This window comes from Polaromonas aquatica (assembly GCF_042659145.1).
Taxonomy (GTDB): Bacteria; Pseudomonadota; Gammaproteobacteria; order Burkholderiales; family Burkholderiaceae_C; genus Polaromonas; species Polaromonas aquatica.
Genome location: NZ_JBHSRS010000005.1, coordinates 153,403 through 170,796, shown reverse-complemented (window position 1 = coordinate 170,796; position 17,394 = coordinate 153,403). Strand labels below are relative to the sequence as shown.

General features: G+C 61.7%; 17 protein-coding genes and 2 riboswitches. Of the genes, 9 read left to right on the top strand and 8 right to left on the bottom strand.

Features of this window, described 5'->3' with window-relative positions:
* The first annotated feature begins 15 nt into the window (after nucleotides 1–15).
* The 9 genes from denD (at nucleotide 16) to ACFQND_RS03080 (ending at nucleotide 10,546) form a co-directional block, all read left to right on the top strand.
* A complete protein-coding gene (denD, locus tag ACFQND_RS03120) occupies nucleotides 16–1,032 on the top strand; it encodes a D-erythronate dehydrogenase (protein WP_371434558.1) in 1,017 nt (338 codons plus the stop codon).
* Nucleotides 1,033–1,170: 138 nt separating this feature from the next.
* Nucleotides 1,171–2,142 (top strand): TRAP transporter substrate-binding protein, encoded by a 972-nt coding sequence (locus ACFQND_RS03115; protein WP_371434557.1) that lies wholly within the window; start codon nucleotides 1,171–1,173, stop codon nucleotides 2,140–2,142.
* Between the two features lie 117 nt (nucleotides 2,143–2,259).
* Nucleotides 2,260–2,754: a TRAP transporter small permease gene (locus ACFQND_RS03110; RefSeq protein ID WP_371434556.1), complete on the top strand. Its 495-nt coding sequence runs from the start codon at nucleotides 2,260–2,262 to the stop codon at nucleotides 2,752–2,754.
* Nucleotides 2,755–2,878: 124 nt separating this feature from the next.
* The gene (locus ACFQND_RS03105; protein WP_371434555.1) at nucleotides 2,879–4,156 is read left to right on the top strand and encodes a TRAP transporter large permease; all 1,278 of its coding nucleotides are present in this window, start codon (nucleotides 2,879–2,881) and stop codon (nucleotides 4,154–4,156) included.
* Between the two features lie 84 nt (nucleotides 4,157–4,240).
* On the top strand, nucleotides 4,241–4,834 hold the full coding sequence (locus tag ACFQND_RS03100; protein ID WP_371434554.1) for a hypothetical protein: 594 nt from the start codon (nucleotides 4,241–4,243) through the stop codon (nucleotides 4,832–4,834).
* Nucleotides 4,835–4,870: 36 nt separating this feature from the next.
* Nucleotides 4,871–4,974: riboswitch (glycine riboswitch) on the top strand.
* A gap of 21 nt (nucleotides 4,975–4,995) precedes the next feature.
* Nucleotides 4,996–5,096, top strand: a riboswitch (glycine riboswitch).
* A gap of 47 nt (nucleotides 5,097–5,143) precedes the next feature.
* Nucleotides 5,144–6,298 (top strand): glycine cleavage system aminomethyltransferase GcvT, encoded by a 1,155-nt coding sequence (gcvT, locus tag ACFQND_RS03095; RefSeq protein WP_449301343.1) that lies wholly within the window; start codon nucleotides 5,144–5,146, stop codon nucleotides 6,296–6,298.
* A gap of 68 nt (nucleotides 6,299–6,366) precedes the next feature.
* On the top strand, nucleotides 6,367–6,738 hold the full coding sequence (gene gcvH / locus ACFQND_RS03090) for a glycine cleavage system protein GcvH (RefSeq protein WP_371434553.1): 372 nt from the start codon (nucleotides 6,367–6,369) through the stop codon (nucleotides 6,736–6,738).
* 34 nt (nucleotides 6,739–6,772) lie between these two features.
* On the top strand, nucleotides 6,773–9,667 hold the full coding sequence (gcvP, locus tag ACFQND_RS03085; protein WP_371434552.1) for an aminomethyl-transferring glycine dehydrogenase: 2,895 nt from the start codon (nucleotides 6,773–6,775) through the stop codon (nucleotides 9,665–9,667).
* A gap of 18 nt (nucleotides 9,668–9,685) precedes the next feature.
* Nucleotides 9,686–10,546: a DNA-binding transcriptional regulator gene (locus ACFQND_RS03080; RefSeq protein ID WP_371434551.1), complete on the top strand. Its 861-nt coding sequence runs from the start codon at nucleotides 9,686–9,688 to the stop codon at nucleotides 10,544–10,546.
* Here the strand turns inward: ACFQND_RS03080 and ACFQND_RS03075 are convergent.
* The 8 genes from ACFQND_RS03075 to ACFQND_RS03040 form a co-directional block, all read right to left on the bottom strand.
* Nucleotides 10,534–11,385: a hypothetical protein gene (locus ACFQND_RS03075; protein ID WP_371434550.1), complete on the bottom strand. Its 852-nt coding sequence runs from the start codon at nucleotides 11,383–11,385 to the stop codon at nucleotides 10,534–10,536. The two genes, ACFQND_RS03080 and ACFQND_RS03075, sit on opposite strands and share 13 nt — an antisense overlap.
* A gap of 31 nt (nucleotides 11,386–11,416) precedes the next feature.
* Nucleotides 11,417–12,166 (bottom strand): HpcH/HpaI aldolase family protein, encoded by a 750-nt coding sequence (locus ACFQND_RS03070; protein WP_371434549.1) that lies wholly within the window; start codon nucleotides 12,164–12,166, stop codon nucleotides 11,417–11,419.
* A 16-nt stretch (nucleotides 12,167–12,182) separates the two neighbouring features.
* A complete protein-coding gene (locus ACFQND_RS03065) occupies nucleotides 12,183–12,809 on the bottom strand; it encodes a flavin reductase family protein (protein ID WP_371434548.1) in 627 nt (208 codons plus the stop codon).
* A gap of 23 nt (nucleotides 12,810–12,832) precedes the next feature.
* Nucleotides 12,833–13,777: an amidohydrolase family protein gene (locus ACFQND_RS03060; RefSeq protein WP_371434547.1), complete on the bottom strand. Its 945-nt coding sequence runs from the start codon at nucleotides 13,775–13,777 to the stop codon at nucleotides 12,833–12,835.
* Nucleotides 13,778–13,820: 43 nt separating this feature from the next.
* Complete coding sequence (locus ACFQND_RS03055) at nucleotides 13,821–14,798, bottom strand: Bug family tripartite tricarboxylate transporter substrate binding protein (protein ID WP_371434546.1); 978 nt, start codon at nucleotides 14,796–14,798, stop codon at nucleotides 13,821–13,823.
* The gene (locus tag ACFQND_RS03050; protein ID WP_371434545.1) at nucleotides 14,795–15,439 is read right to left on the bottom strand and encodes a fumarate hydratase C-terminal domain-containing protein; all 645 of its coding nucleotides are present in this window, start codon (nucleotides 15,437–15,439) and stop codon (nucleotides 14,795–14,797) included. Before ACFQND_RS03050 ends, ACFQND_RS03055 begins: the two co-directional genes overlap by 4 nt.
* Entirely contained in the window at nucleotides 15,436–16,305 is an 870-nt protein-coding gene (locus ACFQND_RS03045) for a fumarate hydratase (RefSeq protein ID WP_371434544.1), read from the bottom strand. Before ACFQND_RS03045 ends, ACFQND_RS03050 begins: the two co-directional genes overlap by 4 nt.
* A gap of 135 nt (nucleotides 16,306–16,440) precedes the next feature.
* Nucleotides 16,441–17,325, bottom strand: coding sequence for an alpha/beta fold hydrolase (locus ACFQND_RS03040; protein WP_371434543.1), 885 nt, complete (start codon nucleotides 17,323–17,325; stop codon nucleotides 16,441–16,443).
* Nucleotides 17,326–17,394: the final 69 nt, after the last annotated feature.

Below are 17,394 nucleotides of genomic sequence, written 5' to 3'. Positions count from 1 at the left end.
ACAGGAATTTCCCCCATGCACATCGTCATCACCGGCGGCGCCGGATTTCTGGGCACCAGGCTCGCACGCGAACTTCTTGCGCGCGGCCGCTTGTCGCTGGCGGGCAGCGCGCAGCAAACCATCCAAAGCATCACACTCGTGGATCGCGTGGCGCCACCCGCAGACCTGGCGGCGGACAGCCGTATTCATGCCGTGACAGGTGATTTAAACGGAATCTTCGAACAAAATACGGCTGCAGCCCCCGTATTACTTGCGCAACACGCTATCATTTTTCACATGGCTGCCGCCGTCAGCGGCGAGTGCGAAGCCGATTTTGACCTGGGCATGCGCAGCAACGTGGACGCTACACGCGCCCTGCTGCAGGCCTGCCGTGCACTGAAGACCTGCCCCACGGTGGTGTTTGCAAGCTCCCTCGCGGTCTTCGGCAACTCGCCGCAACAAGCCCTGCCTGCCGTGGTCGACGACAACACATTGCCGACACCGCAGAACAGTTACGGCATCCAGAAATTCATCGGTGAGCAGCTGGTGGCTGACTATGCGCGCAAAGGTTTTATCCGGGGACGCAATGTGCGTCTGATGACCGTCAGCGTACGGCCAGGCAAACCCAATGGTGCAGCCTCCAGCTTTTTGAGCGGCATGATCCGTGAACCGCTGGCGGGCATCAGGGCATGCTGCCCGGTTCCCAGGGAGACGGCCTTCGCACTGTCATCCCCTGCTCGCACGGTCGAAGGGCTGATACGTGCTGCGCAAGCCAGCGATGCCGAATGGGGCGCCCGCACCGCCGTCAACCTGCCCGCGCTCAGCACCACGGCCGGCGACATGGCAGCGGCACTGGAAAGGCTGGCAGGCAAGGAAGTGGCCGAGTTGATTGACTGGACGCCCGATGCGGCCGTCGCCGACATCGTGACCCGATGGCCGGCCAGAATCGATGCCGCACGCGCACGGGCGCTCGGTCTGCAGCCGGACGGTGATTTTGCAGAGATCATTGCCGCCTACATGCAAAGCCTGGGCATGACGCCACTCGGCCGGTGAGGCGAGGACGTCCGCCAACACCGTTTAAGCGAAAACCCGCGCATGCCGGCCCCATCCCTGCAGTAATAATGGTCCGCTTGCGGCTACAGGTCGTATTCGCAGAAGTATTGAAATACCAGCAACCATTTTGGAGACAGCATGAAACTTTCGAAACTGCTTATCGGTATGACTATGGCCATGGGCTTGATGGCCTCGGCGAGCGCACAGACGACCATGCGCATCAGCATTTCCACCGCGCAGAACTCCCACCAGGGCGTGGCGATCGACACATTCGCAAAAGAAGTGGAAAAGCGCACGGCAGGCCGCTACAAGGTCCAGACCTTCTACAACGGCTCACTGGGCGGCGAACGCGAGTCCATCGAAGCGGTGCAACTGGGCACCCAGGAACTGGCTTTCTCGTCTACCGGCCCGGTGCCCAACTTCGTACCCGAAACAAAGATCCTCGATGTGCCCTTCCTGTTCCGCGACAAGGCACATGCACGCGCTGTGCTCGACGGTCCTATCGGCCAGGACATGCTCAAGAAATTCGACGCCAAGGGTTTCAAGGCGCTTGCCTGGGCTGAAAACGGTTTTCGCCACATGACCAACAGCAAGCGCGACGTCCGGCTGCCCGAGGACCTGAAAGGCCTGAAGATGCGCACCATGGAGAACCCGGTGCACATTGCGGCCTACAAGGGCCTGGGCATCATCACCACGCCCATGGCGTTTCCGGAAGTGTTCACCGCGCTGCAACAAGGCACGGTAGACGGCCAGGAAAACCCGCTGTCGGTCATCATGTCCGCCAAGTTTGACCAGGTGCAAAAACACCTGTCGCTGACCGGCCATGTTTATTCACCCTGCATTTTTGTGATGAACAAGGCCGCGTTTGACAAGCTCAGCGCCGCCGACAAAACCGCTTTTGTCGATGCCGCCAAAGAGGCCACCAAGGCCAACCGCGCCCGCGTGGACCAGGACGATGCCAGCGGCGTGGCTGAACTGCGTGCCAAGGGCATGACCGTGATCGACAACGTCGACAAGTCCAAGTTCGTGGCCATACTGGCACCCGTCAATGCCGACTTTGAAAAGCAGTTCGGCAAAGCCAATATTGACGCCATCCGCAACTACAAATAAGCCGTTGCAGATTTGACATCGCTACAGACTTTGTAGCTGCTTGCGCCCGCAGTCCCTTGACTGGCGGGCGCTTTCATTGTCAAACCCTTTAAAACAAGGCATGAACCGGTACCCGCCATGAAACAAGCCTTCCTCAAATTCGAACACTGGACCACCGGCTTTTCCATGCTGGTAGCCTGCCTGATGCTGGTCATTGCGTCGACGCTGGGCATGTTCCAGATCGTGACCCGCTTCGTGCTGGAGCAACCGGCGGAATGGAGCGAAATCCTGATCCGCCTGAGCCTGATCTGGATGGTCTTCATGGGCATTCCCATGGCGTTCAGACAAGGTGCCATGGTGAGCGTGGACGTGCTCTACCGCTGGAGCCCGCCCAAAATGCGGCGCCTGCTGGACTGGCTGGTCTGCCTGGCGGCCCTGGCGCTGGTCGCCGTCATCATCTGGTGGGGCTGGGACTACTCGCTGCGCGGGCGCGTGCAATCCATGGCCGGCCTGGAATCCATTTCCATGTTCTGGGGTTATGTAGCCATGCCGGTAGGCGGCATGTTTTGCGTGATCGGCCTGATCGGCAACCTGATGGACCCGCAACGCAACGAACTGGAAACCGCACAATGAGAACACAAGGTGGATTTCATCCCATTCAAGCAGGGGCCGCGGAACCGGCTTTGCCGGGCCGCAGGCGCAGCGGCCCCCTAGGGGGGCAGGGAACACACGAAGTGAGTGACCGTGGGGGCCGTCCATGACTGCAGTAATGATCTCAACCATGGTGCTGTGCTTTGCACTCACCGTGTCCGTGGCCGTTTCGATCGGCCTGGCCTCCGTTCTGGGCATCCATGCCGCCAATGCGAACATGCTGATTTCCGTCAAGGAAATGTTCTCGGCCATCAACAAGTTTCCGCTCGCCGCCATCCCGTTTTTCATCCTGGCCGGCAACCTGATGGAGACCGGCGGCATCTCGCGCCGGCTGGTGGAGTTTGCAAAAAGCATCGTGGGCGGAATACAGGGTGGGCTGCCCATGACCTGCGTGTTGACCTGCATGATTTTTGCAGCGGTGTCAGGTTCATCGGTCGCCACCACATTTGCCATTGGCGCCATACTGATTCCGGCCCTCATCAAACATGGTTACCCGACAGCCTATGCAGCGGCGCTGCAGGCCACCAGCGCAGAGCTTGGCGTGATCATCCCTCCATCGATTCCCATGATCCTCTACGGCGTCAGCGCCGAAGTCTCGATTGGCGAACTGTTCATTGCCGGCTTTGGCCCTGGCCTGCTGATTGGCCTCGCGCTGATGCTGTTTGTGCACCTGTACTGCCGCTGGAAGGGTTGGGGCAAACACGACGGCGACGGCCGCCTGAGCTTTGGCAAGGCCACCTTGCAGGCCGGCTGGGCGCTGCTGATGCCGGTGATCATTCTCGGCGGCATCTACGGCGGCATTTTCACCCCCACCGAAGCCTCGGCTGTGGCGGTGTTTTATGCACTCGTTGTCGGTATCGTGATTTACCGGGAAATCAAACTCCAGGATCTGTATGCCATCCTGCGCAAGTCGGTCCTGTCCAGCGCCGTGATCATGTTCATCATCGCCAACGCAGGGCTGTTCGCCTTCCTGATCACCCGCGCCGGCGTACCTGATGCCATTGGCCACTGGCTGCAGGCCGTACTGCAGTCGCCTGCCCTCTTTTTGCTGGGCGTGAACGCCGCCCTGTTTGTGATCGGCATGTTCATCGAAACCAGTGCGGCCATCATCGTGCTGGCGCCCATCCTGGCACCTGTGGCCGTGCATTTCGGCATTGATCCGGTGCACTTCGGGCTGATCATGGTGGTCAACCTGGCGTTGGGCATGATCACACCGCCCTTTGGCGTGAACCTGTTTGCGGCCTGCACGGTGGCCAAAATCTCGCTGGACCGCATCGTCACGCACCTCATTCCCTTCGTGCTGGTCATTCTGGCCTGCCTGATGGTGGTGACTTATGTGCCGCAGCTGTCGCTGGCATTGCGTGACCTGGTGTACGCAAGGTAGGTCACACACAAGATGCGCGCGTGATTCACGCGCCTGTCATTTTCGGGGGCGATGATTCGGGTTTCCACGTTTCATGGAAACCCTATGCAGCTCCATAAAACCGACCGCGCCCGCGCTGAACTCAAGCCCGGCGTGCGCACGCTCGGACAGCGCGAGCGAACCCTGCTGCTACTGGCCGATGGCAACAAGTCCATAAAGGATTTCCAGCCCCTGTTTGGCGGCGACGGGGAGCAGATTGCGCTGCGCCTGTTGCGCGACGGGTTCCTTGAAACACACCCGGGCCACGCACTTCAGAAAGCAGCCACCATCGAACCAGCGGCACCGGCATCCGCAGCCCCCACGACGCTGGCCGGGCAGGATCAGATCCTCCCAAGCCCGGATACAACGCAGGCCGTCAAGGTCGCAGCGGACCAGTTTGAAGGCAAGCGCTCGCTGGCCACCACACGCATGTTCCTGTTTGACATCTGTGAGCGCATGTTTGCCAGGCGCAATCCCGGACAGGCGGAAAATTTCCGCGAAGCGCTGCGCAATGCCAAAGACCGCGAAACCATGCTTGCCGTGTCCCGCGAAATGATAGGAGAAATTGAAAAAGCCGCGGGGCATGAGCGGGCCGACTCGATCAGCGAGCGCCTTGCCATGCTTCTCCCCGTCCAGTCGCCCGGAAACCCGGCGGCATAACGCCCGCTTCTTTGAATAAAGCCGGCATCCGTTACACTTGCGGGGTCAGGAGAGAGTTCTCCCCGAGAGAACCGCCGAAGGCGCATGTCACACCCTTTATGGTGTACTGAACGCTCAGGCAAAAGGACTGGCAACCGCTTCCCGGCGTGCCGCGCCGAGGGGCGTTCCCTACTGGAGAGAGGTCACTTCACGGTGACCCACCGAAGGAGCAAACCCGTATCGCCGGGCGAATCTCTCAGGTAAAGTGGACAGCAGGGGCAGCCCATGGTTTGACGACCATGGAAACATGTTTGCCCCCGGAGAATCCCCTTGTCCAGCCCAACGTCCACGCCTCCTGAGACCCTTCTCAAAACGCCGCTGCATGATTTGCATGTGGAGCTTGGTGCGCGCATGGTGCCATTTGCCGGCTACTCCATGCCGGTGCAGTACCCCGCCGGCCTGATGGCCGAACACCTGCACACACGCAAGGCCGCCGGACTGTTTGACGTCTCCCACATGGGCCAGTTGCGCCTGGTGGGCACCGACGCAGCTGCCGCACTCGAAACCCTGCTGCCTGTGGATGTCATGGACCTGCCCGCAGGCAAGCAGCGCTACGGCCTGCTGCTCAATGACGATGGCGGCATCATCGATGACCTGATGTTTTTCAACCGTGACTACGCGGGCGGCGGCGACCTGTTCGTGATCGTCAACGGTGCCTGCAAGGCCGCTGACATTGCGCACATCCAGCAAAAAATCGGCAGTCGCTGCGATGTCATCCCCATGCCCGAAATGGCGCTGCTGGCCTTGCAGGGGCCGCAGGCCGTGACCGCATTGCAGCGCCTTGCACCGGGCGTTGAAAAGCTGGTATTCATGAGCGGCGGCCGTTTTGACGTCGCAGGCTGCGACTGTTTCCTCACGCGCAGCGGCTATACGGGTGAAGACGGTTTTGAGATTTCCGTGCCCGCAGCCCAGGCCGATACACTGGCACGCGCCCTGCTGGCGCAGCCGGAGGTCAAACCCATAGGCCTGGGTGCACGCAATTCACTGCGGCTGGAAGCCGGCCTGTGCCTCTACGGCAATGACATTTGTGCAGGCACCACACCGGTCGAGGCCGGCCTCAACTGGGCGATACAGAAAGTCCGGCGCACCGGCGGCGCGCGGGCTGGCGGGTTTCCAGGCGCGGCCAAAATCCTTGCGCAACTGGCTGATCCGAGCACACTCACAAAAAAACGCGTAGGTCTGGTCGCACTGGAGCGCGTCCCCGTGCGGGAGCACACTGCACTGCACAGCCTTGAAGGTGCGGCTATTGGCGAAGTCACCAGCGGCCTGCTCGGCCCCAGCATCAACCAGCCGGTGGCCATGGGTTACGTGAGCCCGGGATTTGCGGCCATAGGTACACGGCTGAACGCCATGGTGCGCGGCAAGCCCGTCCCCATGGAAGTCAGTGCCATGCCTTTTGTTGCCACCCGGTACTACCGCGGCTAAAAACCTGTCTACGATTCAGGCCTGTAAGCTTAACTCTTGATTTTTTCACCACCTCACTGGAGAACCTCATGACTGTCAAATACACCGAAGACCACGAATGGCTCAAGATTGAAGGCGACATCGCTACCGTAGGCATCACCGTCCATGCGCAGGACGCGCTGGGCGATGTGGTGTTTGTGGACCTGCCCGCCGTGGGCGCCCTGTTCGCGCAAAAAGAAACCGCTGGTGTGGTCGAGTCCGTCAAGGCCGCTGCTGATGTTTACATGCCAGTAGGCGGCGAAGTGATCGAGGTCAACGAAGCCCTGCGCGATGACCCGTCCCTGGCCAACAGCGACCCGCTGGGTGCCGGCTGGTTCTTCAAGGTCAAGCTGTCCGATATGTCCCAACTGGATGCGCTGATGGACGAGACCAGTTACGCCAGCTTCTCGGCGAATGCCTGAACAAATACAACTACCCTGAATCTAGGACCGCGACATGCTGATGCAATCCGCCAAGCCGTTAGGCGAGCTTGAGAACCCTTCCGAATTCCTGGCTCGCCACATAGGCATTGACGGGCAAGACGAAGTACACATGCTTGGCGTGATCGGCTCGACCTCACGCAGGGAACTTGTCGACGGCATTGTTCCGCGGTCCATTGCACGCAAAAGCGCCATGGCGATCCCATCGCCTGTGACCGAAGCCGCAGCGCTCAGGCAACTCAAGGCGATTGCATCAAAAAACAAGGTCTTCAAAAGTTTCATAGGCCAGGGCTATTACGGCACCTACACGCCCGGCGTGATCCTGCGCAACATCCTTGAAAACCCCGCCTGGTACACCGCCTACACGCCATACCAGGCCGAGATTTCGCAGGGCCGCATGGAGGCGCTGATCAACTTCCAGACCATGGTCTGCGACCTGACCGGCATGCCTATTGCCAATGCCTCCATGCTCGACGAAGCCACAGCCGCAGCCGAGGCCATGACCCTGGCCAGGCGCAGCGTAAAGAGCAAAAGCAATGTCTTCATCGTTGCGGGCGACTGCCATCCGCAGACGATCGAGGTGATCCAGACCCGTGCCCGGCCTCTGGGCATTGAAGTCAAGGTCAGTACAGCCGCCGTTACGGTGCCGCAGCTCATGGCCCAAGGTAACTACTTCGGCGTACTGGCGCAGTACCCGGCGACTACCGGCAGCATCCACGACCTGCGCCCTCTGGCAGGGCAGGCACATATCGATGGTGCGGCCCTGTGCGTGGCCGCCGACCTGCTGGCACTTACCCTGCTGACTCCGCCCGGCGAATGGGATGCCGACATCGTGCTGGGCAACACACAACGTTTCGGCATGCCCATGGGCAACGGCGGCCCGCACGCGGCCTACCTGGCCTGCCGCGACGAGTTCAAGCGCTCCCTGCCCGGCCGCCTGGTCGGCGTGAGCGTCGATGTGCACGGCAACCCGACCTATCGGCTGGCACTGCAAACGCGCGAGCAGCACATACGCCGCGAAAAAGCCACCTCCAACATCTGTACCGCCCAGGTGCTGCCGGCCGTGATTGCCAGCATGTATGCGGTCTACCATGGCCCGCAGGGCTTGAAGCGCATCGCAGAGCGTGTGGCCACCTACACCGCCATATTCGTACGCGGCCTGCAGGAGCTCGGCTACGAGATTACAAACGCCGGCGCATTCGACTCCGTCACTGTCAAAACCGGTGACGCTACTGATTTGATAGCTGGCCGCGCCCGCAGTGCGGGGGCCAACCTGCGATTTCGCCTGAAAAATCACCTGGGCGTGTCGCTGGACGAGACCACCAGCCGCAGCGATATCGAATTGCTCTGGTCATTTTTTGCCGCAGACGGCCAGACACTTCCTGTCGTCAGCGCCTTCGAAAGGGGCGTCGAATCACTGATTCCCGCAGATCTGCGCCGCAGCAGTCCCTTCCTCTCGCACCCGGTGTTCAACACCCACCACTCCGAAACCGGCATGTTGCGCTACATACGCATGCTCAGCGACAAGGACCTGGCGCTGGACCGCAGCATGATCCCGCTGGGCTCCTGCACCATGAAACTCAACGCCACCAGCGAGATGATCCCCATCACCTGGCCCGAGTTTGCCAACATCCACCCGTTTGCACCCGCAGACCAGTTGCGTGGTTATGCCGAGCTTGACCAGCAACTGCGCGACTGGCTGTGCCAGGCCACGGGTTATGCCGGCATCAGCCTGCAGCCCAATGCCGGCTCGCAGGGCGAATATGCCGGCCTGCTGATCATCAAGGCCTTCCATGAAGCGCAAGGCCAGGGGCATCGCAACATCTGCCTGATCCCTTCGTCGGCCCACGGCACCAACCCGGCCAGCGCGCAAATGGTGGGCATGACTGTCGTTGTCACCGCCTGCGATGCGCAGGGTAATGTGGACATGGCCGACCTGAAAGCCAAGTGCGAACAGCACAGCGAAAAATTAGCCTGCGTGATGATCACCTACCCCAGCACCCACGGCGTGTTCGAAACCCATGTGAAAGAGCTGTGCCAGATGGTGCATGCGCATGGCGGGCGTGTGTATGTCGATGGCGCCAACATGAACGCGCTGGTCGGTGTGGCTGCGCCTGGCGAGTTTGGCGGCGATGTGAGCCACCTCAACCTGCACAAGACCTTCTGCATCCCGCACGGCGGCGGCGGGCCGGGCGTGGGCCCGGTGTGCGTGGTGGCCGACCTGGTGCCCTACCTGCCCGGCCATGCGACCGCGGGTTTGCCGGTCAATGGCGTGGGAGCAATATCAGCTGCCCCCCTGGGCAATGCTGCGGTGCTGCCCATCAGCTGGATGTACTGCCGCATGATGGGCCCCGAAGGCCTGCAGCAGGCCACCGAGGTCGCCATCCTGAGTGCCAACTACATCAGCGCACGCCTGAAAGACCACTACCCCACGCTGTATGCCAGCGAAAACGGCCATGTCGCGCACGAATGCATACTGGACTTGCGCCCGCTGAAGGAAACCAGCGGTGTTACCGCAGAAGACGTGGCCAAGCGCCTGATCGATTACGGCTTTCATGCACCGACGCTGAGCTTTCCGGTGGCCGGCACGCTGATGGTGGAGCCCACCGAGAGCGAGACGCTGGACGAGCTGGACCGCTTCATAGACGCGATGATCGCCATCCGGCAGGAAATCCGCCGCATCGAACAAGGCGAATGGCCGCAGGACGACAACCCGCTGAAAGCCGCGCCGCACACGGCCGCCAGCCTGCTCAAGGGCGAATGGAAACATGCCTATACACGCGATGTGGGAGCCGCCATCCTCAGCACCACCCAGCACGCCAAATACTGGCCGCCGGTGGGTCGCGTTGACAACGTCTATGGCGACCGCAACCTGTTTTGCAGCTGTGTTCCCATGAGCGACTACGCCTGAGGCAGGGGCTGAGCTGCGATGGCATCTTTCCCTCCGGTCCGCTCGGTCGAGCGTGCCATCGAGCTGCTGCAATGCCTGAACCGCCAGCCTATCTCCACACTTGACCTGCTGCACCGGCAAACCGGCCTGCCCAAGCCCTCGCTGGTGCGCTTGCTGCAAACGCTGGTTGCCAAGGGCCTGGTGAACCACGCGCCGCAGCACGGGGCGTACTACCTGACCTCGGCGGTGCATACGCTGTCCTGCGGCTACCACAGTGAGCCGCGCATCATAGAAGCAGCCGCACCGGTCGCGGATGCGTTTACCGCCAGCTTCAAATGGCCGGTCGCCGTGGCCGTGTTTGACACCGATGCCGTGGTGGTGCGTTACAGCACTATCGCCCAGTCACCGCTGTCGCTGCTGCATTCCACCATCAACATGCGCCTGTCACTGGTGAGCCGGGCGCTGGGCCGCGCCTACCTGGCTTTTTGCCCGCCGGATGAACAGGAAATCATTCTCGGCCTGCTGGCGCAATCGACGGACCCGGAAGACGAGCCCGCGGCTGACCTGCAGAAAGTGATGGCCACGCTGGAGGAGGTGCGCACGCGCGGTTATGCGGTGCGCAACCCAGCGGTGCGCCCGGTCTCCAACACACTGGCCTTGCCCATCTTTGAAAATGGCCGTGTGGCGGCTTCCTTCGGGCTGACCTGGTTTTCGTCGGCGCTGTCGCAGGAGGAAGCTGTGAGCACGCTCTACCCCGCCATGAAGGAAGCTGCAGACAAGATAAGCGCCCGCCTGAAGGCGCTGGACGGCAACAGCAAACAACCGGCCATGAAAGCCGCGCGTGCACCGTCGCGGAAAAAACCCGCAACGGTCAAACGCGCGCCGCGTCAGGCTGGCTGAACCGCCGGCATCGGGTACTCGGCGGCATTGCAAACCATGCCGGGCTTGCTGGAGAAATCCATGCGCGGCGGAGCAAAGATGTCGATCAGCGCCGAACCGCCATCATTGACGTTGCGGCTGGTGTGTATCACCTTGGGCGGAATCACCAGCAATGACGGGCTGCCCATCTCTATGTGCTCGTCCTCTTTCCAGGTGGTCATGTCTACTGTCCACGGGTAACGCATGTGGTGCACCCAGTCACCGGAGATCGCGAGCGAACCCTGCTCAAAATCGGCATGGGAGTGCGGGCTGAGCTTGTGCACATCGCGCGCCACCTGGCGCGCGGTCATGATGTTGATCATCAGGTTGCTGCTGCGGAAGATCCGCATATTGCTGTCGGGTTTGGTGTGTTCACTCACCAGGTAATTGCGCAGCTTGAAGCCACCCACCGGGTCGGGCCAGGCTTGCAGCGGGGCCACCTCGGGCGCACCTGCCGCATAGAGCCCGGCATTGCCGGCCGCGCTTGCCAGGTCGGATGCCTTTGTTGAAAAAACCCGCACAACCTGGCCTGCACCGGACAGCGTGACGCGGCTGGCACCCGGCGGCACAATCGTCAGGCTGTCGGCACTGGCTTCAATCCGCTCCTTGCCGGCCTCGATCACTGCAGCGGTGTCCACCAGGTACACCATGTACTCATCGGGATTGTTGTCGCGCGCAAGTTCGGTACCGGCGCTGGCCTGCGTCACCGCCACCACAAAATTGGCACCGCGCGTGAGCCAGGTGCTGGCGCCCGGCGCCACCTGCTGTGCGGCGCTTGCATAGTGGCGCGCCTGCGTTGCCATGATTGTCTGGTTGCTCATCAAATAGCTCCTGGAAAAAGATTTTCTGCGCTCATTCAGCGGGATGCGCACTCGCGTCGGCAGACTGGCGCAGCAGCGACTGGTCCGAACCGAATACAAACCAGTTCACGCCTTTGGCCGCATAGGCATCACGCTCGGCAAGGCTTGCGGTGAAAACGCCGGCCAGCTTGCCGGCCTTCAGCGCCGCATCAATGCAGCGATCCGTCGCACTGGAAACATCCGGGTGTTTGGAGTCCTCCAGCCCCATGGCCAGCGCCAGGTCGGCACGCCCGATAAACAGGCCATCCACACCTGGAACTGCCGCAATGCCGGCCGCGGCCGCCACGGCCTCGGGGCCTTCGATCTGGCAGATCACCAACGCCTGGTCGCCAGCCGTCAAGGCCTGTTTCATGCCCAGCGTGCCATAGCCCGAAAAGCGCGGCGAGCCCGAGAACCCGCGCTGGCCACCGCGAAACTTCGCGTGCCTCACCACCGCCTCCGCATCGGCAACACTGTCCACATGCGGCACCAGCAAACCGGCTGCGCCCATGTCCAGCACCGACAAAATCGTCGCGGGGTTCTTGTCCGGAATGCGTACCAGCAGCGGCAGACCGGCGGCCCGGCCGGCAAGCATCATGAGGTCAAGCGCCGCACGGTCCAGCGGCGCATGTTCGGCATCGAGAACAGCAAAGTCCATGCGGCTGGTGCCCAGCACCTCCACAACGTGCGGGGAAGCTGTCTTGATAAAAGTCCCCACCTGGTAACGGCCTGGCTGGCGGAGCAGTGTTCTTGGAGTTGTCATATCGAAATTGCTGGTTTTATTTTTCGGTTGGCGGGGTTTGCAGGACGGGGCGCAAAAATATCTCGCCCAGCGCGGCGTAGTACGGGCCACCCAGACGGGCAACCGGCTGCATCTTCACGCTGTCGACATGCCTGCCGTCATAGACCTCGCTGGACAGGTGAAAGGCCACGACCTCGCCTATGTACAGGGTGTTGAGCCGGCCCAGGCGAACCACCTGGCTCAGCTTGCACTCCATCTGCACCGGCGACATCGCAATGCGCGGCGGCTTGACCTGGTGGCTGGGCAACAGTTCAATGCCCAGGGCCTCGGCCTCACTCGCGTCAGGCGCGAACTCGGCGGAGGTCTTGTGCATGGTTTCCATATTGCCGACAGTCGCCACGTTCACCACAAACTCGCGGCCCTTCTCGATGTTGCGGGCCGTGTCTTTAAGCGCACCGCCGCGCGAACCGATATTGACCGCCAGCATGGGCGGGCTGTGGGCCACGTAGTTGTATGAACTGAAGGGCGCGGCGTTGACGATGCCCGCCTCGCTGACGCTGGTGATCCAGGCGATGGGCCGTGGCACAACAATGCCGCACAGGAGCCGGTAGGCGGTTGCCGTATCCATGGAGGACGCGGCCAGGGTAGTGAATTCGTGCGACATGGGCGAATGGTCTTGTCGGGTTCTCAGGCCTTGATGCCGCCTTTCACGAACACGCGTTTGCCCGTGTCGTGAAATACCGCGCTCTTTTCCTCAGCACTCAGGACCACTGCAGAGTCCAGGAAACGCTGCACCATCTCCTTGTACGTACCCGACGAGGTGCCGATGTCGGAGCCCCACATGAGGTGATCAGCACCAAACATGTCCACGGCACGGCGCAGGACCTTCTCAGCCGAAATATTCTCTTCGCGGCAGATGTCCAGGTTGATGGAGGTGAACTTGAAGAAGATGTTCTTCTCGCCCGACAGGGTCTGGTAGCGCTCGTCCAGTCCGAAGTGGTCGCCTTCCTGCATCTCGGGTTCAAGCAGGTGGTCCAGCACGATGCGGACGTCCGGGTACTTTCTTGCCAGTTCGATGATCGCCGGGATGGACGGGCCGCCGCCGCCTTCCGACAGCACTTCCAGGTCCATGACCAGCCCGAACTCCTGCGCGACCTCCCAGGTCTTCAGGGCCTGCGGTGAATTCAGCCAGGGCATGCTGCCGTCGGGCTTGCGCCCGCCGAACAGGCGTACGCCCGCCAGCCCGTTGTTCCTGATGTACTGGCGCACAAGCGCCGGCGTGCCTTCGTCCTCGGCGTCCAGGATCACCACCGCGCTGAACAGCTCCGGGTACTTGTCCGAGGAGTCCAGGATGTAGCTGTTGTCGTAGCGGTAGATCATGCGTTTTTGCACGGCAACGATGCCATCGACGTTTTCATCCTTCATCCATTGCAGCATGCGCAAGGCATCGGGCACTTCATTGACCGGGTTGGGGCCATGGTGGCCGCCCGGCTTGCCGATCACGCCTGGGTGGCGGTATGGCGCGTCCTTGGCGCGCTGCATGGGGTTGCGCGGATAACGCGCCTGGTCGTCGGCCACCAGGTGGGCGTGCGAGTCAAAAAGAAGGGGACGGGTAGCGCTGTTTGCTGTCATCGTTTATTCCTGGATGCAAGTATTGGTGTTGGTCTGCACACGCTCAATCGAGCGAAATCCTGGCGGCCTCAACCACCTTTTTCCATTTGGCGGCTTCGGCGTTCATCAGCTTGCCCAACAAATCGGGGCCGCCGTTGGCCTCCACCATGCCGAACTGGGCCAGCTTGGCCTTGCCTTCGGCGGAGTTGGTGTAGCGGTTGACTTCCTGGTTGAGTTTTTCAATCACGGGTTTGGCCATGCCGGCCGGACCCACAATGGCAAACCAGACCGTAGCTTCCAGGTCAACGCCCTGCTCCAGCGCGGTAGGCACGTTTGGCAGGCCGGGGAACCGTTTCTTCGAGGTCACTGCAAGGCCACGCAGCTTGCCGCCCTGGATGTTCGGGATAAAGGTGCTGACGGGCGCCGAGATGGCCTGGATGGAGCCGCCCAGCAAATCCGTCATGGCCGGCGTGTCGCCCTTGTACGGTATGCCTTGCGGGCTTGTGCCCGTGCTGGTCTTGAAAGACTCCAGCGTCAGGTGGCCTATGGTGCCGTTACCCGGATGGCCGACCGAATAATCATTCGGATTGGCTTTGGCCAGGGCTACGAATTCCTTGAGGTTTTGCGCCTTGACCGAAGGGTTGGTGACAAACACCATGGGGATCTCGCCGACCAGTGCAATCGGGCTCAAGTCCTTTTGCGCATCGAAGGGCATGTTTTTGTACAGGGACTTGTTGTTCGCCAGCGGGCCCGAGGTGGACAGCCCAATGGTGTAGCCGTCCGGCGCGGCCTTGGCCACGGCATCGGTGCCGATGTTGCCGGCGGCGCCGGCACGGTTGTCCACGATGAATTGCTGGCCAAGCGCCGTGCTCAGGTGCTGGGCCAGCTGGCGCGCGACGATGTCGGTGCTGCCGCCTGCCGGGAATGGCACGATGAGGCGCACAGGCTTGTTGGGCCAGCTCTGCGCAAACGCTGCAGTTTGCGACAGGAGCAAGGCACCGGCGACGGCGACTGCTGCTTTCAGGAATTGGTGACGTTTCATGGTTTCTCCGTTTGATTAATCTGTCTTTGTTGATTCAATTCGCTCAGGATACCGGGCAAGCGGCTTTCGGCCTGCTTGCGAAGGCTGTCGTAAATGCTGTTGCCATGCGCATCGATGGCCACCGTCGCGGGCCCCAGGTTTTTCACGCGCAAGGTCGTGAGACGGAACTGGGATATGTATTCATTCCAGTGGGTGGACACGACCTGCTCTATCGACTCGGACAATATCGGAACGCCGCCGCCCAGGAATGACAGGAAGGCGCATCCGGCCTGCTGCATGGCTGCCACGCTGGCCATGTCCAGCCCGCCCTTGCCGCCCACCAGGCGCAGCCCGAGCATGCGGATCAGCTCCGGCATGTAGGGGTTGTAGCGTGTGCTGGTGCTCGGGTTCATGTACAGGGCCTCGGGCGCCGAGCCGCTGTCATCACCATCGCGGATGTAGGAACTCAGGTGAAAAAAGGCGCCCCCGTGCAGGTCCAGCGGTAACTCATTGCCGGCCTGCAGTTCACTGACCATGCGCTTGTGTGTCGGCAGGCCTATGCTGATGGTGATGTCGCCGCTCAGCATGACCATGTCGCCGACGGCCAGCTCGCGCACGGCGTCCGCGTCCAGCGGCAGTTGCAGGTAGTGGGTCTTGCTCATTCAAACCACTCCACACTGCCGTCGCTGTGGATACGCGCACCGGTGCGGCGGTTGATCCAGCAGTTCAGGGCCACCGCCACCGGCATGAAACCGTGGCTGGCCGCGTAGTCGATATGCACAGCCATGGCGGTGGTGTCGCCGCCTGTCCCCATGGGGCCGAAGCCCATGCTGTTGATGGCCTTGAGCAGGCGCTGCTCCATCGCGGCAAGAATCGGCTCGGGGTTGGTCTGGCCGAAAGGCCGCAGGATCTGCTGCTTGGCCATGCGTGCCGCATAGTCGAAGGTGCCGCCTATGCCGACGCCGACAACAATGGGCGGGCAAGGCTGTGAGCCGGCCTTCATCACGACTTCAAGGATGTAGGTCTCTATGTCCTCCAGGGTGGGATAGACAAAGGTCTCCAGGGCTTCCCAGCGCCCGCTACCCATGGCCTTGGGTGCGCAGATGATTTCCAGGTAGTCGGCATCGTCGATGACGTCGAAGGTCATGAGCGGCATGTCCTTGCCCGTGTGGCCGCGCTGGTGTGTCAGCGGGTTGGTCACCATCTTCAGGATGGGCGGATTGATATTGGCAGCCAGGTCGGCCAGGCCGTCAACAATGGCCTGCCGCACAGGGCCGTCAAAGCGCACCTGCGTGCCTATCTTGATCGAGTACACCGGAATGCCTACATCGGTACAGATCAGGTGGTCCTGCTTCTCCGCCGCATCGGCGCTCTTGAGCATGATGGTGAGCGTCTTGCGGGCCGTGTCCGAACTGTCCTGCGTTTGCGCCTGGCGCAGAACAGCCTTGGTGTCTTCCGGGATTTTCTTGAGCGATCGCTCATACAGGGTGGCGGTCACCTTCCTGATCAAGTCACTGCTTATGGTCATGTCGGGGGGTAGTTATGGGTATGGAAATCCTGACCCCGAGGATGCAATGAGCGGGCATATTTCACAAGTGAATATTTCCCACTTTTCGCTCTGCGAAATGATCCGGCACGAGCTTTTCAGGCCTGCCGGCCTGCTTCAGGGGGCAGCGTCCAGCACAGCCAACAAGGCTTCGTTAAAGGCCCCGGCCTGCTCGAACTGGGCCCAGTGCCCGGCCGCTTCAATAAACGTCAATCCCCTGAAATCACCGGCCTGTTGCAGCACCGGCACCAGTCCGTCCATACGGCCGCGGTAAAGGGCATCTTCGCGCCCGTATATGGCATACAGCGGACACCGGATGCCCGGCAACAAAGCCGCCAGCACATCCGTGCGCGCCAGCCGGCGGCCGGGCATGCGGTCGCGCCACACGTTGGCGACATGCAGGCCCAAGGCCAGTTCGGTGATGGCTTCAGGCTTGTACAGCATCAAGGCGGCCAGGTTGCTGCGATGCACCGCATCCTGCAACTCCGGGCCAAGATGCCGCCAGGCCTGCAGGCGAACAGGCTGCTCGGGCTTGATGCCCATGCCGGGCGCCCCCACCAATATGAGTCGGGCCACCCGCGCCGGAAACTGTGCAGCGAGGAACCCGGCAACCATGCCGCCAAAGGAAAAACCGGCAACGTCACAGGAGCGCTCACCCAACAGCAACTGCAGGCCTTGTTCAATATATTCAGACAGCGAGTCAGCATCCCGCCCCTGTGCAGGACGAGCCGAATCGCCAAAACCAGGCAGGTCCGGTACATAGACACTGCGCCCGGACGCTACAAGCGCGGGAATATTGCGCAACCAGTGCGTCCAGCTGCCGCTGCCGCCGTGAAACAGCAGCAGCGGGGCCAGGGCATCATTGGCCACTTCAGGGGTCCAGACATGCCAGACCATGGAGCCGGTCCCGCAGGGGGTTTCATGGCGGGCCGCAGCGGCGGCAAGGGCTTGCGCCAGGTGCGGGAGTTGCCGGGATGTTTGGGGGGTTGATTGAGGACTCATACAGCAGTTATACCGTCCCCGCTCGCGGTGCCGGTGAGCGCCCTGCGGAACAAGGGATTACGCCGCCGT